Source organism: Rhizobium sp. ZPR4 (genome assembly GCF_040215725.1).
Taxonomy (GTDB): domain Bacteria; phylum Pseudomonadota; class Alphaproteobacteria; order Rhizobiales; family Rhizobiaceae; genus Rhizobium; species Rhizobium rhizogenes_D.
On sequence record NZ_CP157969.1, the window covers coordinates 451,492 to 473,856 of the forward strand.

19 protein-coding genes and 1 pseudogene are annotated in these 22,365 nt (G+C 59.3%); 7 read left to right on the top strand and 13 right to left on the bottom strand.

Annotation, left to right across the window (positions count from 1 at the left end; translation table 11 throughout):
- Nucleotides 1–13: 13 nt before the first annotated feature.
- From ABOK31_RS29965 to ABOK31_RS29980, 4 genes are all read right to left on the bottom strand, one after another.
- On the bottom strand, nucleotides 14–865 hold the full coding sequence (locus ABOK31_RS29965) for an SDR family NAD(P)-dependent oxidoreductase (RefSeq protein ID WP_349962602.1): 852 nt from the start codon (nucleotides 863–865) through the stop codon (nucleotides 14–16).
- 191 nt (nucleotides 866–1,056) lie between these two features.
- Nucleotides 1,057–2,091 (bottom strand): AraC family transcriptional regulator ligand-binding domain-containing protein, encoded by a 1,035-nt coding sequence (locus tag ABOK31_RS29970; protein WP_349962604.1) that lies wholly within the window; start codon nucleotides 2,089–2,091, stop codon nucleotides 1,057–1,059.
- Between the two features lie 58 nt (nucleotides 2,092–2,149).
- On the bottom strand, nucleotides 2,150–2,980 hold the full coding sequence (locus ABOK31_RS29975) for an oxidoreductase (protein WP_349962606.1): 831 nt from the start codon (nucleotides 2,978–2,980) through the stop codon (nucleotides 2,150–2,152).
- Between the two features lie 335 nt (nucleotides 2,981–3,315).
- A complete protein-coding gene (locus tag ABOK31_RS29980; RefSeq protein WP_349962608.1) occupies nucleotides 3,316–3,789 on the bottom strand; it encodes a DUF2147 domain-containing protein in 474 nt (157 codons plus the stop codon).
- 690 nt (nucleotides 3,790–4,479) lie between these two features.
- On the opposite strand from ABOK31_RS29980, the gene ABOK31_RS29985 reads away from it, so the two are divergent.
- From ABOK31_RS29985 to ABOK31_RS30000, 4 genes are read left to right on the top strand one after another with little or no spacing between them, the layout of a single operon-like run.
- On the top strand, nucleotides 4,480–5,844 hold the full coding sequence (locus tag ABOK31_RS29985) for an LLM class flavin-dependent oxidoreductase (protein ID WP_349962610.1): 1,365 nt from the start codon (nucleotides 4,480–4,482) through the stop codon (nucleotides 5,842–5,844).
- Nucleotides 5,845–5,863: 19 nt separating this feature from the next.
- Nucleotides 5,864–6,856 (top strand): flavin reductase, encoded by a 993-nt coding sequence (locus ABOK31_RS29990; RefSeq protein ID WP_349962611.1) that lies wholly within the window; start codon nucleotides 5,864–5,866, stop codon nucleotides 6,854–6,856.
- Between the two features lie 12 nt (nucleotides 6,857–6,868).
- A complete protein-coding gene (locus ABOK31_RS29995) occupies nucleotides 6,869–8,473 on the top strand; it encodes a GMC family oxidoreductase N-terminal domain-containing protein (protein WP_349962613.1) in 1,605 nt (534 codons plus the stop codon).
- A gap of 28 nt (nucleotides 8,474–8,501) precedes the next feature.
- On the top strand, nucleotides 8,502–9,509 hold the full coding sequence (locus ABOK31_RS30000) for a GlxA family transcriptional regulator (RefSeq protein ID WP_349962615.1): 1,008 nt from the start codon (nucleotides 8,502–8,504) through the stop codon (nucleotides 9,507–9,509).
- A 124-nt stretch (nucleotides 9,510–9,633) separates the two neighbouring features.
- Here ABOK31_RS30000 and ABOK31_RS30005 read toward each other — a convergent pair whose 3' ends face one another.
- The 4 genes from ABOK31_RS30005 to ABOK31_RS30020 all read right to left on the bottom strand — a co-directional run bounded on the left by ABOK31_RS30005 (nucleotide 9,634) and on the right by ABOK31_RS30020 (nucleotide 14,180).
- Nucleotides 9,634–11,061 carry an aldehyde dehydrogenase family protein gene (locus ABOK31_RS30005; protein WP_349962616.1) on the bottom strand — a complete coding sequence of 476 codons (1,428 nt, stop codon included), beginning with the start codon at nucleotides 11,059–11,061 and terminating at the stop codon, nucleotides 9,634–9,636.
- Nucleotides 11,058–12,149, bottom strand: a complete 1,092-nt coding sequence (locus ABOK31_RS30010) for an ATP-binding cassette domain-containing protein (protein WP_349962617.1) — start codon at nucleotides 12,147–12,149, stop codon at nucleotides 11,058–11,060. Before ABOK31_RS30010 ends, ABOK31_RS30005 begins: the two co-directional genes overlap by 4 nt.
- Nucleotides 12,146–13,198 (bottom strand): ABC transporter permease subunit, encoded by a 1,053-nt coding sequence (locus ABOK31_RS30015; RefSeq protein ID WP_174172596.1) that lies wholly within the window; start codon nucleotides 13,196–13,198, stop codon nucleotides 12,146–12,148. The genes ABOK31_RS30010 and ABOK31_RS30015 overlap by 4 nt, the downstream gene beginning before the upstream one ends.
- 109 nt (nucleotides 13,199–13,307) lie before the next feature.
- A complete protein-coding gene (locus ABOK31_RS30020; RefSeq protein ID WP_350019317.1) occupies nucleotides 13,308–14,180 on the bottom strand; it encodes an ABC transporter substrate-binding protein in 873 nt (290 codons plus the stop codon).
- Nucleotides 14,181–14,406: 226 nt separating this feature from the next.
- Here ABOK31_RS30020 and ABOK31_RS30025 point away from each other — a divergent pair, with 226 nt between their 5' ends.
- Nucleotides 14,407–15,384, top strand: a complete 978-nt coding sequence (locus ABOK31_RS30025) for a LysR substrate-binding domain-containing protein (protein ID WP_349962620.1) — start codon at nucleotides 14,407–14,409, stop codon at nucleotides 15,382–15,384.
- Between the two features lie 297 nt (nucleotides 15,385–15,681).
- Here ABOK31_RS30025 and ABOK31_RS30030 read toward each other — a convergent pair whose 3' ends face one another.
- The 5 genes and pseudogenes from ABOK31_RS30030 to ABOK31_RS30050 form a co-directional block, all read right to left on the bottom strand.
- Nucleotides 15,682–16,881, bottom strand: coding sequence for an ABC transporter permease (locus ABOK31_RS30030; RefSeq protein ID WP_349962621.1), 1,200 nt, complete (start codon nucleotides 16,879–16,881; stop codon nucleotides 15,682–15,684).
- 4 nt (nucleotides 16,882–16,885) lie between these two features.
- Complete coding sequence (locus tag ABOK31_RS30035; RefSeq protein WP_349962622.1) at nucleotides 16,886–18,028, bottom strand: ABC transporter permease; 1,143 nt, start codon at nucleotides 18,026–18,028, stop codon at nucleotides 16,886–16,888.
- Entirely contained in the window at nucleotides 18,025–18,735 is a 711-nt protein-coding gene (locus ABOK31_RS30040) for an ABC transporter ATP-binding protein (RefSeq protein WP_349962624.1), read from the bottom strand. The genes ABOK31_RS30035 and ABOK31_RS30040 overlap by 4 nt, the downstream gene beginning before the upstream one ends.
- Entirely contained in the window at nucleotides 18,732–19,871 is a 1,140-nt protein-coding gene (locus tag ABOK31_RS30045) for an efflux RND transporter periplasmic adaptor subunit (protein WP_349962625.1), read from the bottom strand. Before ABOK31_RS30045 ends, ABOK31_RS30040 begins: the two co-directional genes overlap by 4 nt.
- Before the next feature lie 87 nt (nucleotides 19,872–19,958).
- Nucleotides 19,959–20,090 (bottom strand): annotated as a pseudogene (locus ABOK31_RS30050) (AraC family transcriptional regulator); the annotation flags it as partial.
- Between the two features lie 204 nt (nucleotides 20,091–20,294).
- On the opposite strand from ABOK31_RS30050, the gene ABOK31_RS30055 reads away from it, so the two are divergent.
- Entirely contained in the window at nucleotides 20,295–21,308 is a 1,014-nt protein-coding gene (locus tag ABOK31_RS30055; RefSeq protein WP_350019318.1) for an ABC transporter permease, read from the top strand.
- Between the two features lie 30 nt (nucleotides 21,309–21,338).
- Nucleotides 21,339–22,358: a sugar ABC transporter substrate-binding protein gene (locus ABOK31_RS30060; protein WP_349962629.1), complete on the top strand. Its 1,020-nt coding sequence runs from the start codon at nucleotides 21,339–21,341 to the stop codon at nucleotides 22,356–22,358.
- Nucleotides 22,359–22,365: the final 7 nt, after the last annotated feature.

Here is a 22,365-nt window from a genome sequence, read left to right on the forward strand (position 1 = left end):
AAACTCGCGGCATTCAGAGAGAAGCGAATTCCCGCCTCTTCGGCTGACCCTGAGCTGCATTCGAGACGCTTTCCCATGCGTCCCAGGTTGCAAGACGCGCGACGTAGGCAGAGCGCACGACAGGAAGCCCTTCGGTGCCAAGGAACAATCTGAGCGGTGGTGTCTCCATGTCGACGATCTGCAGAACGGCATCCACCGTTGCCTCGGGATCGCCAAAAGCGATGTTGGCCGCATGGGCGAAGATGCTGGCCCTGAGATCCGCGTAGGCATCAAGACCTGCCGAGATTTTCAGAGACGTTTGGCTGGAGAAGCCGGTCGCATAGGCGCCGGGCTCCAGCATCGTGACCTTGATGCCAAAGCCGGCGACTTCTTGTGCAAGACTTTCGTGCATCGCCTCGAACGCCCATTTGGAGGCGTGATAGAACCCGATGATCGGGCTTGCGACCAGGCCGGCGACACTGGAAACGCCGATGATATGGCCGTTGCCCTGCTTGCGTAGCAGCGGCAGAGCGGCTTGGATCACGCGTAGCGTGCCGAAGAAGTTGGTTTCAAATTCCGCCTTGATGTCGGTTTCCGCTGTTTCCTCGACTGCACCGACCAGCGCGTAGCCGGCATTGTTCAGGATGACATCCAGTCTGCCGAAATGGCCATGTGCGCGCTCCACGACACCACGAACTTGATCGGCATCCGTGACATCAAGGGCGAGCGGCAGAACCGCACCGCCATACCGAACGGAGAGATCGGCGACACTTTCGAGCGAGCGTGCCGTCGCTGCGACCTTGTCACCGCGGTTGAGGGCAGCTTCCGCCCAGATACGACCGAACCCTCGTGAGGCGCCGGTGATCAACCAGACTTTGCCAGACATTCTAATCTCCTTGAATTGATTGCTTGCTTCGGATGCCCCGGCACCTTTTGGTACCGGCAAGGGCGTGCCGGCGCAGTCGCCAACGGCGCCAATCGGATTGCGACAGGCGCCAAAGGATTCCTGTGCTTCGATACTGGAAATTGGTTTCGTGGTTCGGCGCCAAGAACGGAGCGCGTCCACTCCGATCGGCATCAATGCAATGAAGGGATCACGGGCGCGTCCCGCCCGTTCAATTCGCGCCATTGCAGCGGCGTCAGCCCTTCCCAGTCGCGAAACGCACGATAGAAGGAGCTACGATCCTGATAGCCCAGCAAACATGCGACCTCGTCGATGTCGGTGGTCGGATTGGACAGAAGCTGGCGTCCGAGGTCTTGGCGGGCTTCCGACAGCAACTCGCGGAACGTCTTTCCCTCATCAGTGATGCGGCGCTGAAGCGTTCGTTCGCTCATGTTGAGGTCCTGGGCGACCTGCGACAGCTCCGGGCGACCGCTTGCCAAGCTTCGCTTCAGCACGACCTTGACCTGGTCGCCGATGGAGCTGCGGGCCTGCAATTCACCCATGGCCGCGGCAAGCGCGGGCGTCAGGATCTCCAGGAGCTCGGGGTTGTGCCCGGGAAATGGCCGGTCGAGATCGGAGGATTTCAGAACAAGCGTATTCCGGGGAGCACCGTATTTGATCGTGCATCCGAAGAAAGCTTGATAGAGATCGCTCTTCGGCCCCGCACGCATGAATTCGACCCGGACAGGTGTAATCGGCTGGTTGGTTCCTCGACGTCCAAGTTCAACCAGGAAAGCAAAGGCGACATCCGTGGCGATAGCCGGCTCCGGCTCGTTGGCGTAAATCCAGTCGCTCGTGATCGAGACTTCGCCTTTCTCTTCGCTGAAACTCAACTGCTCGGGGGTGCAGAGCCGCTTGAAGCGCGCGACGCGGTAGAGACCATCGCGATAGTCCCTGGCATGAAAGGCCGCAAGCGTCGACGGCGGATGAACGGCGGTATCGGCTTCGCGGACCAGCCGAAGCCCCAATGCAGGCTCCGGCACAAGCTCCTCAAGCGCCCGGAATGTGGCAAAGTACTGCGCCGTCGTCACCATGCCATTGTCGCTAAGGTGCAGCGTGGCGGGAAGCCGAGCCTGACGCAGGACCGCGGACGGCGGCAAGCCGATCCTTTCGACCGCACGCCAGAACGCCTGGGGAACCTTGCATTTATCCGCCGGTATTGCCGTCATCCGGATTAGCCTCTTGGGAACGCTCATAAAGGGATGCTGGGTTCCGTTGCTCGAAACTCTATCGCATCTGGCTCATGATGATACGATCGAACATGCGGTCGCCAAACCATTTGCGAATGGCGATCATCGGCTTGGCGTATTTGCCGGCAACATAGCGCGTGCGCGGTCTTTTGGCTGCCACCGCCGTCGACACGACATCGGCAATGACCTTCGGATTCGTACCACGGCCATGCCCATAGGCTTCCCTGGTCGTCTTGGCGACGGCCTGCGAGACCTTGGCGTAGGCACTCGCGGCCGAGCGCTTGATGAGGCCGTCGGCGACCACATCGCCGAATCCGGTCTCGATCAGGCCCGGCTCAACGATCACGACATTGATGCCGAAGGGTGCCAGCTCCAACCGCAGGCTGTCTGACCAGCCTTCGAGCGCATGCTTGGTGGCATGATACCAGGCGCCGAGCAGGGTGTAGATCTTGCCGCCCATCGACGTAATGTTGACGATGGTGCCGGAGCCTCTCTGGCGCATGGCAGGCAGCAAAAGCTGGGTCAGGCGAGCGGGACCGAAAACGTTGACCTCGAACTGGTATCTGGCCTCATCGAGCGGAATGTCCTCGACCGGCCCGTAAAGTCCGAAGCCGGCGTTGTTGACCAGAACATCGACGCCGCCGCTTTCCGTCAGGATTGTGTTAACGGCAGCCTGAATCTCATTGTCGGCGGAAATATCCATCTGCAGGCTGCGCGCGCCAATCTTCTCCAGATCACGCATCTTGTCGACGCTGCGAGCCGCCACGTAGACCCTGAAGCCGTCGGCGATGAGACGCTTGGCGATTTCCTTGCCCATACCGGAGGATGCACCGGTCACGAGTGCTGTTTTCTTGCGATTGTCGATCATGTTTGCCTCTCTGTTTGTGAGATTACAGATAAGGCCCCGCCAGCATAAGGTCATTGACGGAACATGCCATCACAGTTGCATATTGCGCCAATGAGGACCTTGATGGCGCCAAGAAAAATACCGTTCGAAGGAGCCGCGTCGTTCGTAGTCGGGGAGACAAGCCAGTAACGGTTCCGTCGCATCCTGGGAACGCAGGTCGGCTGTACTCAACAAATCGGGCGGATGCCGCCTCATGCGGCATCCGCCCGACGCCGAACCGGCGAGTTCCCAGCATGTGCGGGGGCGCTACTTATGCTGGAAACCCGTCGGCCGAACTCATGCCCGCAATCGCGGAGCTAGGCGCCAACGCGGTGGAAAGCTCGTGTCTGTCCGAGAGCGGATATGCCGATATAGCCGCGGAGATTCATTTTGCCGCCTTGCATGGTGATCTGGCAGTTATAGGTACGGCCAGAGGAGCCGTCGTAAAGCGAACCACCAGTCCAACTGCCATCGTTCCAATGGAGGCCGGTGATGAAGACGACATTCTTCATCGAGCGGGAGCGCAGGGCCGGATCCGGGTTTTTGCCGTCCTTCTTGAAGGTGACGTTATCGGCCTCCATCAGTTGATTGCCATAAAGCAGTCGCGCTCGGAATTCCGTTCCGGCCTTGAACATATCGAGCTTCACGCTTCCGTCGTCAGCCTGCCATGTGCCGACGATGGCGTCGGCCGGCGAAGCCTGCTGTGCATAAGCCGCCGGTACCGCAGCCAGTCCGATTGTTGCCACTGCTAGGAATATGGCTGATCGCCTTGAGACCTTTGACACGTTCATAGATGAAAACCTCTTGAATAAATCGATGTTGGTGCATCCGCGCAGAGAGACGAGAAGCCTCGCTCCGGCTTGCCATCTCTCTTGCGAGTACAGTACCGGCCGATTTGCACCGGCCTGGGGTAAGTCCGATGCTGCTTGTTGTCGCCGGACGCCAGAAAAGACTAATGGCCTCCAGGGCCTTCAGCAGTGACCGAACACGTCAATCCAGTTGCAACGTCCGCCAACGAGCAAGCTCTGCCGACCAGCGGTGATCCGATAGACCGCGGCTGGGGGGAGATTTCGAAAAATACGGTCAACCGACGTTGCGCTCAGATCGAGATGATCAAGAGCTGACGGGGGACAGGACACTTGCTCATATAGGTGAACTAGTAAAATGCGCCGCCGTGCCTCAAGTGCCGGAAAGCTCCGCCGAGGATAGAGAATGTTGAACGGCGTATCCTTAGCCAAGGAATAGTGTGTCGCGTTCATCCCTTGAGCACACCGCCAAAAGCAAACTTTGTCGCGTTAGACAGACGCTCTGCAGTTTTGACTCTGCCGTAAGCAGAGCTTACCGTTCGCGGCAGATTTTTCGACATTTACAATGGTTTTATAAAATTGGAGGCTGCGCACATAGAAGCCAATTCTTTGTGCCGTCAGCGCTCATATTGCGTCGTGCACCGTAAAGCTTCACATCGACAACGGGGTGCCGACATGACCAAGAAGCAGATGAAACTGGGGCTCTCCATGCGATACATGGGCTACCATGTCGGAGCCTGGAGGCACCGGGACACCATCAAGGGCGGGAACTCAATGCTCAAGTCCTTTCTCGGCGTCGCCCAGACGGCCGAGCGCGCGAAATTCGACATGCTCTTCTTGGCGGACGGCATCGGAGTTCGACTGGACGACAAGCCGAAAGGGTCGCTTTGCCGCTCCCATCATAACGTCGAGCTGGAGCCGCTGACACTGCTTTCAGCGTTAGCTGCGCTTACGCAAAATATCGGCCTCGTCGCCACTGCCTCGACCACCTACAACGAGCCTTTCCATATCGCCCGCAAGTACGGCTCGTTGGACCAGATAAGCGGCGGACGCGCCGCCTGGAACGTCGTGACCTCCTGGTCGGACCAGGAAGCGTGGAACTTCTCGATGAGCAAGCAGCTCGATTATGATACGCGCTATGAGCGTGCCGCGGAATTCGTCGATGTCGTCACGGGTCTCTGGGATAGCTGGGACGAGGACGCGTTCATCATCGATAAGGAAACAGGGGTCTTTTTCGACGACAGAAAAATGCATGTGCTCGATCACGTCGGAAAGCACTTTTCCGTACGCGGTCCGCTCAGCGTCCGCCGGTCGCCGCAGGGTCGGCCTATCCTGGTCCAGGCTGGCGTCTCCGAACCTGGCCAACAGATCGCCGCACAGCATTGCGACATGGTTTTCATGGCCAAGAACGATCTGAGATCCGCCCAGGACTACTACGGCTCCGTCAAGGATCGTCTCGAAGGATACGGACGCAAGCGCAGCGACCTTCTGATGATGCTAGGGCTCACTCCGATCGTCGGCCGCACGCGTGAAGAAGCGCAAGAGAAATACGAGGAGCTGGAATCGCTGATCGATCCGGTTGTCGGCCTACAACTCCTGTATCGTTCCTTCGGCGATCTCTCACACTTGCCGCTCGACGGCCCCGTTCCGAAGCCCGATCTCGAAAAGGTCGGCCTCAAGAGCAGCGCGCAGATGTACTACGATCTGGCCCAGAAGCAGAACCTGACGATCCGCCAGCTCTACAAGAAGCTCGGCATGGCGCAGGAACACAAGACGGTCGTCGGCACGGCCAAGGACGTTGCCGACGAAATGCAGAGCTGGTTCGAAGCGGGTGCCGCCGACGGCTTCAACATCACGCCGACGCACTTGCCACAGGGCATCGACGATTTCGCGGAACTGGTGCTGCCGGAGCTGCGCAAGCGCGGCCTCTTCCGCGAGGAGTACGAAGGCAGGACTCTTCGCGACAACCTGGGTCTTCCCGTTCCGGCAAGCCGCTACGAGCAGATCTCGGCCGGCAACGACAAGCTGATAGCAAGCTGACATCGAAGGAGTCTGAGACATGCACGGCATAGCCACACCAGACGCCGCACTTCCAGATCTCAAACAGCCGGTCGAAGAGGGCGACCCGGTGGAGGACGATCGCATGTTCCGAAGATGCCTCGGTCAATACGGAACAGGCATCGCCATCATAACCACCGAGACCGAGGGCCGCCGCGCCGCCGTCACGGTCAACTCGTTCTCATCGGTATCGCTCGATCCACCGCTAATCTTGTGGTCGATCGCGCGAACCTCCCGCAGCTTTTCGATCTTCACCGGCGGTGGATACTTTGCGGTCAACATCCTGTCGTCACGGCAGATGGACGTCTCTCGCCACTTCTCCAGCAAGCTCGAAGACAAGTTCGCCGACAGCGCGTGGACACTGGGAAAGTACGGTTCGCCACTGATCGACGGATGCCTGGCGCATCTGGAATGCGAGACAAACACGCTAGTTGAAGGTGGAGACCACGTCATCATCATCGGGCTTGTCAAGCGGGCACGCCGTTTCGAAGGAATGCCACTCCTCTTCTCCCAAGGGCAGTATAGCGTCCCGGAATCCCACCCCGAGACGTCCCCCACCCCGGAGGCAAGCGGCGCCGTGTCGGATACGACGTCCGAAGGCACCATCGTCTCGCAGATATTCGAGGCTCACAACCTACTTTCTTCCGTGTTCGACGAGCACCGCCGTGCCGAAGGCGTCGATATCTCCGTCGCTCGCGTTCTGGCCTGCCTTTACGACGCGAAGGGCCTGAAGTCCGATCAACTGGCCGCGGCCACCTATCTTGGCCAACGGGATACCGAGGACGCGATAACCGAGCTGGTTAGGCGCTCGCTGCTGGTGAACAATCAGGGACAGCTGTCGCTTACGCCCGAAGGAAGGAAGGTCCGGGAGGCAATCAAGAGGCGCTGGCAGGACTTCCAGCAGGCGCAGATTGCCGGTATTCCCGAAGCTGATCTCAAGAGCACGATCCGGGCACTGTCGAAGTTGATCGATCAAAACAAGACGATGCAGTAATCGGAGCCTTCAATGAACTGGGACTATATCGTCATCGGCGCCGGATCGGCAGGTTGCGTTCTTGCCAATCGGCTAAGCGCCGATCCCTCGATCAAGGTGCTGATTCTCGAAGCCGGCGGAAGCGATAAGAAATTCAACATCATGATGCCGTCGCTTGCGTTCAAGGCGATGGCCGACAAGCGCACCAACTGGAAGTTCATGGCCGAACCGGACCCGACGCGCAACAACCGCCGGGACATGGTGCCGCGCGGCGAGGTCCTTGGCGGTTCCAGTTCGATCAATGCCATGTTCTATGTGCGCGGCAATCGTGGCGACTACGACCATTGGGCCCAACTCGGCAACCGCGGCTGGTCCTATGACGACGTTCTCCCTTACTTCAAAAAGGTGGAGGACAATCGCGACGGCGTGACCGATATCTACGGCAAGAACGGCCCGATCGTCGTCAGCGCCGTGCGCAAGCCGCCGAAGCTCGCGCATGTCTTCATCGAGGCGATGAAGGAACTCGGCTATCCCCACAATCCGGCCTACAACGCGGAACCGACCGAAGGCGTTGCCGTCAGCCACGTGACCCAACACATGGGGATCCGGTTCAGCGCCGCGCGAGGATACCTCGACCCGATCAAGTCCCGACCGAACCTGACGATCATCACCGGCGCATTGGTGCGAAAAGTCATGTTCGAGGGCCGGCGGGCATCTGGCGTGGAGTTCCAGGTCAACGGTAAGCAACGCATCGAGCGCTGCTGCGGCGAAATCATCATCTCTGCAAGCGCCATCAACTCCCCGAAGCTGCTCATGCTCTCCGGCATCGGCCCGGCCGAGCAGCTCAAGGCGCATGGCATCCCGGTCTTGCAGGATAGCCCCGGCGTTGGACGCAACCTTCAGGAACATGCCAGCACGCAGGTGAAGGCCTATGTGAACATCAAGACGCCGAACCAGGAGTTCAACCTCCTCGGTATCCTGAAATATGGCGCGCAGTTCCTGTTCGACCGCTCTGGCTACGCCACCTACACCTATACGGGCATGGGGCTGATCCGCACCCGTCCCGAGCTCGAATATCCTGACATCCAGTATCACTTCGGTGCGTTCTCCGCGAATTACACCGACGAGGGAATCGAGATGCAGAAGGAGGCGGCGATCAATCTACAGCCGAATGTCAACAATTCGCGCAGCCGTGGCTATCTGGAGCTGCGCTCGGCCGACCCGAACGAACAGCCTAAGATCCAGTTGAACCTCCTGAGTGATCCTTACGACATCGAAACCCTGATGGCCGGTGGCCGGATTGCGCGGGCGGCGCTGCAATCGAAGGCGTTCGCCCCTTATATTACCGGCGAGATGAAGCCCGGCAAGGATGTCCAGACGGATGACGAGTGGATCGCCTACATGCGCGAGAACGCAAGTGGCAGCTACCATCCGTGCGGTACCTGCAAGATGGGGATAGACCCCGCGGCGGTCGTCACTCCCGACCTTAAAGTCATTGGCGTCGAAGGGCTGCGCGTCGTGGATTCCTCGATCATTCCGCAGATACCGAGCTGCAATCTGAACGCGATCAGCATGGCGATCGGCGAAAAGGGCGCCGACCTCATCCTGCAGGATCGGGCTGCGCGCGCCGCTGCTTGAAGGATCAGAAAACGAAGTTGAGATACGAATGAGCATTCCGTTCACGAAGACCGTCGTTTTCTATATCGTGCCTGACTTCACGATGCTGGCTTTCACATCCGCTATCGAAGCATTGCGCCTGGCAAACGCCGTTCGGGGAGCGGAGGCCTACCGATGGCGGGTCGTGTCCGGCGATGGGCTACCTGTGAAGGCGAGCTGCGGCCTCACCATTACGCCGGACGGCTCCATCGCCGGGGAGAAGGCAAATCCACATGCCGCTAAGGCCGACATGGTCGTGGTTTGCTCCGGGTGGCACGTCGAACGCGCGGTGGACAGATCGGCCGCAGCTTGGCTCAGGTGGGCACGCAACGCCGGCACCACGATCGCAGGCATTTGCACGGGTGCCTACCTGCTTGCCCACGCTGGACTGCTCGCCGGCAAGCGCTGTACGATTCATTGGGAAAACCTGCCTGTTTTTAAGGAAAAGTTTCCAACCGCGATTGCCGTAACAAACCTGATCGAATGTGATTCCAACATCTATACATGTGCGGGGGGAGCCGCATCCTTCGATCTCATGCTGCATTTCATAGAGCACGAATTCGGAAGGCGGACGTCGCTGGCGGTTTGCGAGCAGGCGATCTTCGACCGCATCCGTCCACCGTCCGAGCGGCAACGCAGTCTCGTGCGGACGCTCGGCAATCTCAATCCGCTTCTGCTCTCAGCTGTCGAATTCATGGAGGACGCAATGGCCGAGCAGGCGAGCATCGAAGCCGTTGCCCGCCATATCAAGCTGTCTCGCCGCCAGATGGAACGTATGTTCGCCAAAGAATTGGCGACATCGCCATCCCGATTTTACCTGGAGCTGCGCCTCGATCGAGCTCGCCTGATGATCCTGCAATCCGGCATGGCCGTCATCGATGTAGCGGTTGCATGCGGCTTTGTCTCAAGCTCGCATTTCACGAGATGCTATCGCGAGCACTATGGCGTGTCACCGAATAAGATGAGGGTAAAGAAACCCCGCAGTGCGCAACTGCAGAACCTTGCCGAGGCGCCCTGAGGCTTTGAGGCAACAAGGCAGACCTGCAGCCGTGATCGCCGCTTGGCTCCATGACCAAAATTACGGCTATGCGGGTGACACCATGCCCCCTCACCGCATCCGGTGCGGTAAGGGGGTTTTCAATTCATGCCAGAAGACCGCCGATGGCCTTCAACTCCACGAAGGCTTCGAATCCCGCTTCGCCACACTCACGACCATTTCCGGACTGCTTGAAGCCGCCGAAGGGCGCGGAGGCGTCCCAGGCAGGATAGTTGATCGTCACCTGGCCGGCGCGCAACTGCCTGGCAATCGCCTTCGCCTTGGACAGGTCCGCGCACTGGAGATAGGCCGCCAACCCATACGGGGTGTCGTTGGTGATTGCGATTGCCTCTTCGACGCTGTCATAAGGAATGAGGCTGACGACGGGTCCGAACATCTCTTCGCGTGCTGCCGTCATGTCCGGTGTGACATCCGCAAAGACAGTCGGCTGCACGAAATACCCCCGGCTCAGCGACGAGGGCCGCTCGCTGCCTCCGGCAACAACGGTCGCACCTTCCGCAATCGTCCTGTCGATCAGCGACTTCACCCGCTCGTATTGGCGCTCGTTCATGACCGGGCCGAGCATGACACGATCGTCCGTGACGTCGCCTAGCACGACGGACCGCGCAGCCTGTCGGGCATATTCAATCGCCTTCTCCTGCAGGTGACGCGGCACGAGCATACGCGTCGGCGCCGTGCAGGACTGGCCGGCATTGCGATAGGCGCCTAGGACGCCCTTCGTCACCACGCTCTCGAGATCAACGTCGTCGACAAGAATGTTCGCAGAGTTGCCGCCGAGTTCCTGATGAACACGTTTGACCGTATCGGCGGCACTCTTGGCCACCTGGACACCGGCGCGTGTCGAGCCCGTGAAGGAAACCATGTCGACACCGTGATGGCTCGACATGGCCCCGCCAACAGTCGGTCCGTCGCCGTTGATCAGATTAAAGACGCCGGGCGGAAAGCCGGCATCGTGCAGGATTTCGGCAAACAGCATCGGACTGATCGGCGCGTATTCGCTCGGCTTCAGCACCACCGCACAGCCGGTCGCAAGCGCCGGCATGACTTTGGTGACGATCTGGAGTACCGGAAAATTCCACGGCGTGATCAGCGCACAGACACCGACGGGCTCCAGCGACAGCAAGGTCGGTCCGGCCATACGTTCGAATTCGTAATATTCGAGGATCCGGATCGCATCGGCTATATGCGCGCGCGAGCCGGCGATTTGAGCCTCCCGCGCAAAGGTGATCGGCGCACCCATCTCGAGCGTCGTCAGCTGCGCCAGTTCCTCGGCGCGTTCGTCGAAGATCGACAGCACCCGACGAAACAGCGTCAGCCGTTCCTCGCGGGACGACTGGCTGTAGGTTGCAAAGGCACGGCGCGCCGCTTTCACCGCAAGATCGACGTCTTCCGCCGTCCCCATCGCGATCGTTCCGGCAACCTCTTCCGTCGCGGGGTTGATGACGTCGCGTCGTGCCCGGTCGTCCGTCGTGACGAAGCGGCCGTCGATATAGAAGTGATCGAGATATTTCAAAGAGCATGCTCCTGCTGTTGCTGATCGTCGCGAGGCGGCTCGCCGGATCGCGCCTCGCGCGCCATGCGCGGCACCAGCGCCTTGAAGGCATCGGCCATTTTGACCACCCCCGCCGGGACGCCATTCTTCAAGACCACGAAGGATCTGGCGACATCGCCTTGCGACAGGGCGATCAGGTGTTCGAGATTGTCCTCGGCATCGACCTGTCCGTCTACATGGGTGTTCGTCACGACCCCGGGCGTCATGATCGATTCAGCGCGCATTACGCGCGCCAGATTGATGTCGTTAACGAATTTCTCGATGTAGGCATCTGCCGGACTGAGGATAATCTTCTGCGGCTCTCCCTGTTGCACGATGACGCCGTCCTTCAGGATTACCAGATGATCGGCAATCTTCAGGGATTCATCGAGATCGTGCGTGATGAAGACGATCGTTTTGTCGAGTTCTTCCTGCAGCTCGAGCAGAAGGTTCTGCATGTCCGTCCGGATGAGCGGATCGAGTGCCGAGAAGGCCTCGTCCATCAGCATGACGTCCGAATTCGAAGCCAGCGCGCGGGCGATGCCGACGCGCTGCTGCATGCCGCCGGACAGTTGTTGCGGATAGTAATTCTCGAAGCCCTTGAGGCCCAGCCGCTCCAGCCATTTCAGGGCGTTTTTCCGTGCGTCACCCTCGCTATCGCCGCGAGCGCGCTGCGCCATTTCGACATTCTGCTGCACCCGCATGTGCGGCATCAGCGCGAAGTTCTGGAAAACCATGGACATACGGAATCGACGAAGTTCGCGTAATGGGGCGCCCGTCAGCCCCGCTACATCGGTGCCGTCGAGCAAGATCTCACCGGCGGTTGGTTTGATCAGCCCGTTGATGTGGCGGATCAGCGTCGATTTTCCCGACCCGGACAAACCCATGATAACGGTGATCTCACCGCGTTTCATGTCGACATTGATGTCCCGCAGGCCGAGAACGTGGCCGTGCTTGTCAAGCAGCTCCGCCTTTCCCATACCGGCCCGAACATGCGGCACCATCTCCTGCGGCTCGGAGCCGAATATCTTGTAGAGGTTACGGATCGATATCTTCGGTTGGTCGGTCAATGGCCTCCCCCTCGATGTTGGAGAGTGGAGTTTACGCGCGACATGGACGCCTTGCTGACGCGATCGAAATTGATGGCCAAGAGGACAATGCCGAAACCCGCGACGAGGCCGACACCGAGTTCGAGATTGTTGATGCCCCGCAGCACGAGAACGCCGAGACCAGGCGCAGACACGAGCGACGCAATCACAACCATGGACAGCGACATCATGATCGTCTGATTGACGCCGGCCATGATGCTTGGAAGCGCGAGTGGCAGCTCGACCTTTATCAGCTTCTGCCACGGATCGAGACCGAATGCGTCAGCCGCCTCGCCGACATTGCCGTCGACCATCCGGACGCCGAGGTTGGTCAGCCGGATCACCGGCACGACGGCGTAAAGAATGATCGCGATCCCGTAGAGCTTCGACTCGGTGACCGAGAACAGGAAGATCAGCGGGATCAAGTAGACAAAGGATGGAAGCGTCTGGAGCATGTCGAGGATTGGCAGCGAAAACCGCTCCATGCGCTTGCTCTTCGACATCATGACTCCCAGGGGAATGCCGATAACGATACAGATGAGCGTACAGGCGAACACGATCACCATCGTCTGCAAAGCGTAATGCAGGTGGTCCACGAAACCCAGCGTCAGGAGGCTGGCCGTCACGAGACCAAGGATGGCCCAGGAGCGTGATGCGAGATAGACGATCACCAAGAGCGCGATAACCAGAACCCACCAGGGAACGACGTCCACGACGTGCAGCGAGAAATCAAGAAGCCATGACAGCGGCTGCGTCAGCGGATCTAGCACCGTCTTCAAGCCGACGCGCAGATACAGAAAAGTGCTCTCGATACCTGACGTCAGGTCACGCGTGCGCGGTATCGCCTGACAGGCATCATGTAGGGCATCGAGGGACGGAAACGGTGCGTCCATGAGCGATGGGCCGGACGTATCGTTGGCCTCCTTGGCTCGCTTGAGCAGTTCCGCCATGCTCATTGGACCGCTGCCCGCGCCGGCATTGCACCAGTTGCGAAGCCCCAGCCCATCAAAAAGTCCAGCGTAGAACGCCATGGTCCACCTCCGTAAGGAGCATCATCCGGAACCGGGCACGTCTTTAGGCCGGCCCGATGCGACAAGCGGCCCTCCGGGCACCTGGGTGCCGGCAGGCCCGCGACGCGCCTTACTTGATAATGGCGGCGATTTTGGTTTTGGCGTCGTCGGACAGCCAGTTTGGCCAGACGTCCTTGTAGGTCGTCAGGAAGTGAACGGCCGTCTCGTCGGCCGAGGCCTTGTTCTCTTCCTGCCATGAGAGAAGTCCGTTCATGACCTCGTTGCTGAAGGTGACCTTGCTCATCAGCGCCACCAGTTCCGGGTTCTTGTCATAGAACGGCTTGGCCATCGTAGTCAGGACGGTCGCCTTCGGCCAACCAGTCTTGCTCGGGGTCGCGCAATCGGCCGTGGCGTTGCACTTGGCCTTCTCGGCATCGACTGGCCCCATGTCGACTGCGACCATCTTGTATTTTCCGAGCACGCTGGTCGGTGCCCAGTAATAGCCGAACCAAGGTGCCTTGGCCTCGTACGCCGATGCGATCGACGCGGCGAGCGTCTCGAGCGATCCGTGGTTGAAAACCTGGATGCCGTGTTTTTCGAGCTCGAAGGCCTTAGCCAGATTGTCACTTGAGGTGCGGCAACCAGTACCGACAGGGCAATTGTTGAAACGGCCGCCGACCAGCTTCGGATTCGCAAGAATACCGTCGATCGTCTTCAATTCGGGATGTTGTTCCGCTAAATATTCCGGGATCCACCATGCATCGACACCGCCATCGGATAGAACGTTGGCGACCTTGACGATCTTTCCTTCTTTTTCCAGCTTGTAGTAAACATCGGCGACACCCGGCCAGACTTCGGTCAGGATGTCCGGCTGACCCGTCTCGGCAAGCGAGGTGAGCGCAGGCACCGTCGAGGTCGGAACCTTCTTCACCGTGCAGCCGTAGCCCTGTTCCATCAGGAAGCTCGATACCGCCGTGACGACTGCAGCGGATGACCAGTTCATTTCCGTTATCGTCACCGTTCCGCAGGCGGCGCTAGCGGAAGAGATGCTCGCGAAAAGGCCCGCGCCGACCAAACCCACAACTGCAAGAAATGATTTCATTTTTTGTTCCCCATTGGCTTTTGCCGATGACCGCCCGCGCAAAGTATTCGGGCATGTACGCGATCGGTTCTCAGTCGTTCTCTTGCTTTCCAGGGGAGAGATTACGGAGTGACTAGGAGATAACAAGTTGCTTAATTCCTACGTCATGCGTAACCTCAGCTTTATGCAAAGACTTCGTTACAAGTTGCCACCACCGAATCTTTTGATCACTTTCGAGGCTGCCGGGCGTCATCTCAGCTTTACGAGGGCAGCAAGCGAACTCAACGTGTCGCGTGTCGCCGTCAGTCAGCAAATCCAGGCGCTTGAGAAATTCCTCGGGATAATTCTGTTTCAGCGCCTGCAGCGGTCGGTGAAGCTAACGCGAGAGGGCGAACGCTATCACCTTGCAATTTCCGACGCTTTGGAACGAGCCCTGCGGGCGACCACCGAGATCAGCAAACGTGCGGAAAGCAATGTTGTCAATGTCGGAACCACGCCCGGCTTCATGACATACTGGCTGTCGCCAAGACTCGGCGAATTTCGGACCCTGCATCCCGACATCGAGCTTCGTTTCATCGTTTCCGACGGAAATCTTGGGTTCGAGGACAATATCGATGTGGCCATTCGCTATGGCGTCCCGCCCTTTGATGGAGCGGACGCAACCTTTCTCGCGAGGCAGGCGATTGCTCCGACATGCACAAGCACATTTCTACCCGAAGGCACACGTTTCCAGCCGTCGGATCTCCTGAAACAGCCCCTCTTGCATTTGGAAGGTCCATACGATGAACAGACACGCTGGTCGTCCTGGTTTCGCGCACAAGGCCTCGACATGGCGAAGGCCCGCGCAGGCATCACGCTCAACTCGTACACAAGTCTTGTTCAGGCAGCTCTTGACGGCCAGGGATTCGCTCTGATCGGCCCACCGTTGATCGAGAAATTTCTATCCAACGGTAACCTCGTCCAGCCAGTCGACGCACAGCCAATCGTCCGTCACGCTTTTCACCTGCTTTTACCGAAGACTACGCTGCCATCGATGGCTGTTCGCGCTTTCGCTGGCTGGATCAAGGCGTCGTTTCTGGCTCTGGGAGAAGCTCTGAGAGAAAATGCCACGGAACATGAGACTTGAGCGCTTAGCAGAAATGGGAGCGCTGTCCGCCGCCGAAAGCGGACTGAGCTTGTCACCTCCACTCAAATCGGAGGCTGCCAGCTCTTGAACCTAATCGAACCGGCGACCTGCAAAAAGCTTTATCGGGGTGCCGCCTTTCGACCGAGGCTGACGGCATTGTCTGGTATCTCGTGCGCTCCGGGATTGCGATTGGGCGTCGATCACGTCGGGCGATGATAAGGGCTCTGGCTGCTGCGCGGGTCAGAGCCCCTGCTGGGACGTGGATGGTATTGCGCGACGACCGTCGAGCTCGAGAGCTTATCCGCTCGACCGAAGCGCGGCGGTCAAGGGAAGCCGGCTGGCGACGATCGCCGGCACTGCGCCGCCTATAATGCCGATTGCAAGTCCGAGCAGACCGGCCGTCGCCATGACGTCGCCGGTTACTGAAAGCTGGAACGCCATGCGCGCACCGTTGGCACCGACCGTGCTTGCCTGCCAGCCGTTGAAGGCCAGCCAGGATGCCAGCAGTCCGAACGCAACGCCAAGTGCGGCAAGCACGATGGCCTCCACCCATGTGCCGAGAAACGCGGATATTCGGCTGAAGCCGAGTGCCCGGACCGTGGCGATCTCGACGGTACGGTCCGACACGGAGTTCATCATTGTGTTGAGCGCACCGGCCGTCGCCCCGACTGCCATCAACAGCGCGAGCGGCCAGCCGAACAGCCGGATGAGGCTGGCCGTGCGGGCCGATTGCGCCGCATAGAGATCGGCCTCGACAACGGCGCGCAGCGGGGTCGTCCTTATTGTGTCGAGCTTGGCCTGAAGCCGTGGCAATGAGGCGGGATTGGCAAGACGCAAGCGTAGGCTCTCGATCTGCCCCTGCCGGTCGAAGGCCGATCGAACCGCGTCCAGATCTGCCCAGATCTCGGACTCGAAGGCGCTGCCTCGCGCCGAGAACAGGCCGACCACCGTCCAGTCGACCGAGCCGAGCCGCACGATGCTGCCGATCGATATTCCGAGCTGTTGCGCGAGTCTGTTCCCAACGACAATCTCGCGCGAGCCGCGTATGAACAGACGGCCGGTCGACAAGGCAATATGGTCACGGATAGAGGGACCGGACTGATCCATGCCACGAAGGGCCAAGGTCCGGCCCGCGTCCGACCCGTTCGATTTGGCGTCGACGGCAACGACGATTTCGCGCGAGAAGATCGGCATGCCGCTGACGTCTCGGGTCACGCCGATGTCATCGGTCGTTGCACCCAGGGTGCGAATGACGGAGGCCGGAACATCGGAGCCGACCTCCTGGTTGGTGCCGCCGCCTAGAACGACCACAACGGAACTGGAGCCGGCACTTTGCAGGGCCGTCTCAAAACCTCTTGCCATGGCCAGGAAGCCTGCGAGAACGCAGACGACGAGCGCCACGGAAAGAACCATCGAGGCGGAGATGGAGATGCGTCGCGGCAGGCTGAACAGGTTTGCCCTGATCATGACGAATGCTTGCTTGGCATTGGAGGACATGAATCTACCTCGTTCTGAATGCGGAGATTATCGGGATCCTGAGCGCGTTGAGCGCCGGAAGGGCACCGGTCACAAGCGCCAACAGGGTGACCATCGCCAGGGCTTTTGCAAGAATCGCATTGGAAAAGACGAGGCCGATCGCAGGTCCCGCGATGACCGTTGCAAGCAGTGCAAACATGAGGCCGATGATGCCGCCGACCACGAATATGAAGAATGTTTCGCCAAGGATCAGCGCCATGATCCAGGAGCCGGAAAAGCCCAAGGTTTTCAGCATGCCGATCTCGAAGGTGCGCTCTCGAACTGCAAAGACCATGGTATTGCCGACGATCATGAGCAGCGTGATAAATGCCGCCCCGACCACCATGTTGACGATCAATCCGATATCGGCGTATTGCCGCAGGAAGGTCTCGAGGAACTGTTTTTCCGACCTGGTCTGTGTCGGCGCCGCCGAATTGGCAAACAGCTGATCTATCCTTGAGGCAAGTTCTCCTGTCTGAACACCTGACTGAGGTCTAACGATGAAGGCATCGACCGTGTCCTTGTTGCGGGCTCTGAGCGCATTGACATAGTCGTATTGAGCGACGACGAAATAGGTGTCGGTGGAGGCGTTTTCGCCGTTGAAGATGCCGGCGATTTCAAAAGACCAGTCGCGGCTGCCATCCTGCTTTGTCGTATCGAAGCTGGTGACGACGATCTTCTGGCCGACGACCCAGCCTTGCGCGTCGGCAAGCGCCCGGCCGACGAGGACGGTACTGCGGTCCTTGCTGAGTGCGCTCATCAAATCCGACGTCAGCCCGAGCTCCTTGCCGTTCGAGCTGAAGAGCCGTGCAGGTTCGGCGGCACTCACGGGAATGATGTTCTTTTCGACCGTCGCAAAGCCGCGAAGGCGCGACATATAGCCGACGGCGGTCACGCCCGTTTCGGTACCGATCCGGTTCAGGTAGGAAATTGGTAGCGGCTGGGCGCGGCCGGCCGCACTCATGACCCCAAGAATGTCCTCGCTGGCTGCTGACGAGCCCTGGCTACCGTCGATGAAGCTCGCCGTCAGGCCGTAGATGAGAAAGGCCGTGGCGACACTGACCATCAGCAATATTGTGCGCAGCGGCTTTCGCCACGCGCTCTTTCGCACGAGATCGAGGAACGTCATGCGTCCGCCCTCCGCTCTTCGACGAATTCACCTTTGTCGAGATGAAGCGTTCGGCTGGCATAGCTTGCAGCCTGCGGGTCGTGGGTCACCATGATGATGGTCTTGCCGAGCTCGCGGTTCAGAAAACGCAGCATTTCCAGCACCTCGTCCGCCGACCGGCGGTCGAGGTCGCCCGTGGGCTCGTCACACAGCAGCAATGCCGGATCCGCGACGATCGCCCGAGCGATGCCGACGCGCTGCTGCTGGCCGCCCGACATCAGCTTTGGATACTGCTTCTGGCGACCCGAAAGACCTACGAGATCCAGAACCTTGTCAACGCGGGCCTGGCGCTCCCTCGACGAAAGCGGCTTCAGTAGAAGTGGCAGCTCGATGTTTTCGGCCGCGTTCAGCATCGGCAGGAGGTTATAGAACTGGAAGACGATGCCCATGTTGTGGGCACGCCAGGAGGAGCGAGCCGTCTCTCCCATCTGGTCAAGGTTGCTGACCCCAATGCGCAGGCGACCCTGATCCGGCTTGTCTATACCCGATAGCATGTTGAGCAGCGTCGATTTTCCGGATCCGGAAGGCCCCATGATCGCGACAAACTCGCCGCGGGCGATCTGCAGGTCGAGATTGGAAAAGATCGGTACGGTCTCGGTCCCTATCTTGTATCCCTTCTTGACGCTGTTGAGCACGATGTATGGCTCTTTGCTTGTAGAGGCGGTCATCGAGGAGTGTCTCCTGGCTGTTGTGCTGGAACGGTCGAAATACGAATGCGGGCGGCCATGTTCGGCATGGTACCGTCGGGTGGATTGACGAGCGCAAGGCGCAGCGTGATCGTGCCTTTCTCCGCCGAGGCGACCGGCCATAGCTGCAGGATCTCGATCGCGAAAGGCTTGTCCGGGAAGCCGTCGAGGACAGCCTCGCCGCGAAGGCCAGGTCGAAGCTCGCCGATATTGGTCTCGGCCACGTCGGCTTCGATCACCAGGCTCCTGGTATCGGTAATCGTCAGCAGGCTTTCGTTTTCCTTGATACTGTCCACACGGGCCAGTACCCGGCTGCCGACACGGGCGTCGAGCCGCGTCACCGTGCCCGAGATCGGGGCTCTGACGGTCAACGCATCAACATGCTCTTGCGCGATCTTCACGCCGAGTTGGGCCCTGGTATAACTTTGACGTGCCTGATCGACCGCATTCAGCGCCGTATCTCTGGCTGTTTGCGCCTCCTCGACGGACTGGATCGAGACAGCGCTCTTTGCAGAGAGCGTCGCATTGCGTTGCAGCGAGCTGTCGGCCTGCTTGAGCGCCAGGATCTTTCCGTCAAGGACAAGCTTGGTGGCATCGCTGTCAGCCTTGGCTTGCTCCCGTGAGAAATCAGCGCTGACGTCATCGATTTTAACGATGACCTGCCCGGCTTCGACGCGATCGCCGATACTGACGCCAACCGATGCGATCTCTCCCTCATATTTGGAAAAGACCGTCACGATGCGCGGTGCGACGACGAAACCGGACCCGGTTATCTCGGGCGCTGATGCCGGTTTGGGCGAATTGGCGGAAGGGATGGGCGAACCAATACCGGAAGCCGCTTGGATGGATGAAACACTTGGTTTGTCGTCGATTTGCGCCATGCCCGGCGGCGGCGTGATTTCCGGCGACGATTGCAGTGCCGCTTTGATACGAGGTGCAATATCCGGCCAGAAGAAAGCGACCGCGATCGCGCTGACGCCAAGGGCGAGCATGGCACTTGAGAGGACAAGCCGCCAGCTCTTCTTGACCGGCGGCTCCACCGTTTGGAACGAAGGCTCAAGAGACAATGACCTGAGCGTTTCGGCGAGTTTGCGATTTTGTTCGGTGTTCGTGTTCATGCCGCCAACAAGAACAGGACGCGCAAAAACTCGACCTCAAACGCATTCCAGCTCGTACACGATCGCGATCTGGTACTTTTTTGCCCCCTAATGCCCCGAACCGGTCTTCTTGCGCCAGTCCAGAGGCGCAATCTCCGTTACACGGCGAAATTCACGGTTGAAATCGGACTTGGTCTGAAAGACCACCGCACACATCACCTCGATCGCGGATTTTTCCGTTTCTCCGGTTTCAGATCGATCCTTTCCACGCAAACGCCCGCCCCCATCTGGTGCCCGGAACTGAACAGCGTTTCAGAAAAACGAAATTGCTCAACTGACATTCAAGGAAGATGGTTGTTGTCGGAGGCTCGGCCCGGACAGGGTCTGAGAGGAGTGATCTGTGACCAGACGGGGAACGATCTCGCGGTCGAGGGGAGGCATATGGTGAGCGGCAGCAAGAGCGCCGGCACGACGAGCGGCGGTACGCCTAAGAAGCCTATCAAGCTGAGCCAGGAAGCCGTTGTTGTCGGCATTTCGATCTTATTGTTTTTGATTTTCTCCATCAGCCTCAACAACTTTCTGTCAGAAGGCAACATCGTCGCCCTCCTGAAGAATGTATCCATCCTCGGCACGCTGGCGGTGGGCATGGGGTTTGTCGTGGTCGGGCGCGGCATCGACCTGACCATGGTCGCCGTCATGGTCGTCGGCGTCGCATTCAGCATCTGGATTTCGTCCTGGGGCATCGATTTCACGCTGGCGGTCCTGATAGGCGCGGTGCTTGTCGCCTTGATCGGCCTCTTTACCGGCATCATGATAGCCTTTGCCGACATCCCTCCGATCTTCGCGACGCTCGCCATCGCTTCCTCCGTCTATGGTTCGGGCCGGATCGTCTTTGCCTCCGACGTGCTTTATGCACCCAACAATATCGCCTGGCTGAAATGGATCGGATCCGGAGCGGTATTTGGGATTCCGGCTTCTGTCGTCATCTTCGGCGCGGTGACGGCGATCATGGGCCTGTTTCTCAGGAAAACACGCTTCGGGCGGCTGGTCTACGCGACCGGCGACAATCCGAGCGCGGCGCGCAACATGGGTCTGCCGACACGACCGATCATCGTTACGCAATATGTCATCAGTGCGCTGATTGCCTTTACCGCTGGCCTGATCATGACGGGCCTTGTGACCGGCATCAACACCCGCCTCTACAATTCCAGCCTGATCTACGATGTGCTTCTGGTGGTTGTGCTTGGCGGCATCGGCCTGTCCGGCGGGCAAGGCGGGGTGCGCAACGTCATTGTCGGCACGATCTTGGTCGGCATTCTCACCAATGGCATGACGATCCTGAACTTCAGCTACACCAGCCAGAACCTCATAAAGAGCATCATTCTGCTAAGTGCGCTTGCCATCGATGCGATCATCAATCCACGGGATGAGCAGACCTCGCAAAGCGGGGATATCTAAAATCTCGAGACGTCCAATAGGGAGGAAACTATGACGGTTCTCAAGAAAATACTGATGGTCGTCGGCCTCAGCGCCGCCGCACTCTTCACGGCCTCTACCATCACGTCGGCGCAGGAGACCGACCAGGTCGGTCGCCAAGCCTATATCGACTCGATGAAAGGCAAGAAGGTCATCTTCGTGCCGATCTCTCAAGGGTTCGATCTCAACCAGGCCTGGGTCGCCGTCTGGCAGCGGCACGCCGCCCGCTACGGCTTCAAGCTTGAAGTGCGTGACCCCAATGGCGACACCAATGCCGGTATTCGCGCCATGCAGGGTGCGATCGCCGAAAAGCCGGACCTGCTCATCGTTCAAAATCCCGATGTGCAGACCTATGCCCGCCTGCTCAAGCAAGCGCAACAAGCCGGCATCAAGGTGCTGCAGGTCAACATGCAATCAGCGACCCAGACCGACAGCTATGTCGGCAATGACTGGATCGAAATGGGCAAGCTGGAGATGACGGAGCTCGCCAAGGCCTGCACCGGTCCCAAGGCGCCGTCGCACAAGGTCGTCTGGCTCGCAGGCGTGCAGACCGGAGCCGCCAACATCTTCATGCGCACCGGTATAGACGAAATCCTGAAGCAATATCCCGAACTGCAACTCGTCTCCGACCAGCCTGCCGATTATTCCAGCGAAAAGGCCCGCCAGATCACTGAGACCGTTTTGCAGCAGCATCCTGATCTTTGTGGGATCATGGGCATCTGGGACAACGCCGAGGTCGGCGCGGGTGCTGCGGTCGCCGCAGCCGGCAAGCAGGACCAGGTCACGATCGTCACCAACGGTGCCGGCAGCGATACCGGCTGCCAAAGCATCAAGAACGGCCTTCTGGACGTGATCTACAATTTCAACGCGCCGATCCAGGGCGAAATCGCTGCCCAGCAGATTTCCGAACTTTTGCAGCATCCTGATCGCCAGGCCGGCAGTGAAAAGACGATCTTCTTCGGGCCGATAACCCGCGTCGACAAAACCAACGCAAGCGGCCGAAACTGCTGGAAGCTCGACGAGCTCAAGTAACGGAACG

What these genes read in the sequence shown, in the direction of transcription:
- ABOK31_RS30000 (WP_349962615.1), top strand. Translation starts at nt 8,502, where the DNA reads ATGAGCATTCCGTTCACGAAGACCGTCGTTTTCTATATCGTGCCTGAC.
- ABOK31_RS29985 (WP_349962610.1), top strand. Translation starts at nt 4,480, where the DNA reads ATGACCAAGAAGCAGATGAAACTGGGGCTCTCCATGCGATACATGGGC.
- ABOK31_RS30045 (WP_349962625.1), bottom strand. Translation starts at nt 19,871, where the DNA reads ATGAACACGAACACCGAACAAAATCGCAAACTCGCCGAAACGCTCAGG.
- ABOK31_RS30020 (WP_350019317.1), bottom strand. Translation starts at nt 14,180, where the DNA reads ATGAACTGGTCATCCGCTGCAGTCGTCACGGCGGTATCGAGCTTCCTG.
- ABOK31_RS30030 (WP_349962621.1), bottom strand. Translation starts at nt 16,881, where the DNA reads ATGTCCTCCAATGCCAAGCAAGCATTCGTCATGATCAGGGCAAACCTG.
- ABOK31_RS30060 (WP_349962629.1), top strand. Translation starts at nt 21,339, where the DNA reads ATGACGGTTCTCAAGAAAATACTGATGGTCGTCGGCCTCAGCGCCGCC.
- ABOK31_RS29965 (WP_349962602.1), bottom strand. Translation starts at nt 865, where the DNA reads ATGTCTGGCAAAGTCTGGTTGATCACCGGCGCCTCACGAGGGTTCGGT.
- ABOK31_RS30015 (WP_174172596.1), bottom strand. Translation starts at nt 13,198, where the DNA reads ATGGCGTTCTACGCTGGACTTTTTGATGGGCTGGGGCTTCGCAACTGG.
- ABOK31_RS29980 (WP_349962608.1), bottom strand. Translation starts at nt 3,789, where the DNA reads ATGAACGTGTCAAAGGTCTCAAGGCGATCAGCCATATTCCTAGCAGTG.
- ABOK31_RS30035 (WP_349962622.1), bottom strand. Translation starts at nt 18,028, where the DNA reads ATGACGTTCCTCGATCTCGTGCGAAAGAGCGCGTGGCGAAAGCCGCTG.
- ABOK31_RS29990 (WP_349962611.1), top strand. Translation starts at nt 5,864, where the DNA reads ATGCACGGCATAGCCACACCAGACGCCGCACTTCCAGATCTCAAACAG.
- ABOK31_RS29970 (WP_349962604.1), bottom strand. Translation starts at nt 2,091, where the DNA reads ATGACGGCAATACCGGCGGATAAATGCAAGGTTCCCCAGGCGTTCTGG.
- ABOK31_RS29995 (WP_349962613.1), top strand. Translation starts at nt 6,869, where the DNA reads ATGAACTGGGACTATATCGTCATCGGCGCCGGATCGGCAGGTTGCGTT.
- ABOK31_RS29975 (WP_349962606.1), bottom strand. Translation starts at nt 2,980, where the DNA reads ATGATCGACAATCGCAAGAAAACAGCACTCGTGACCGGTGCATCCTCC.
- ABOK31_RS30040 (WP_349962624.1), bottom strand. Translation starts at nt 18,735, where the DNA reads ATGACCGCCTCTACAAGCAAAGAGCCATACATCGTGCTCAACAGCGTC.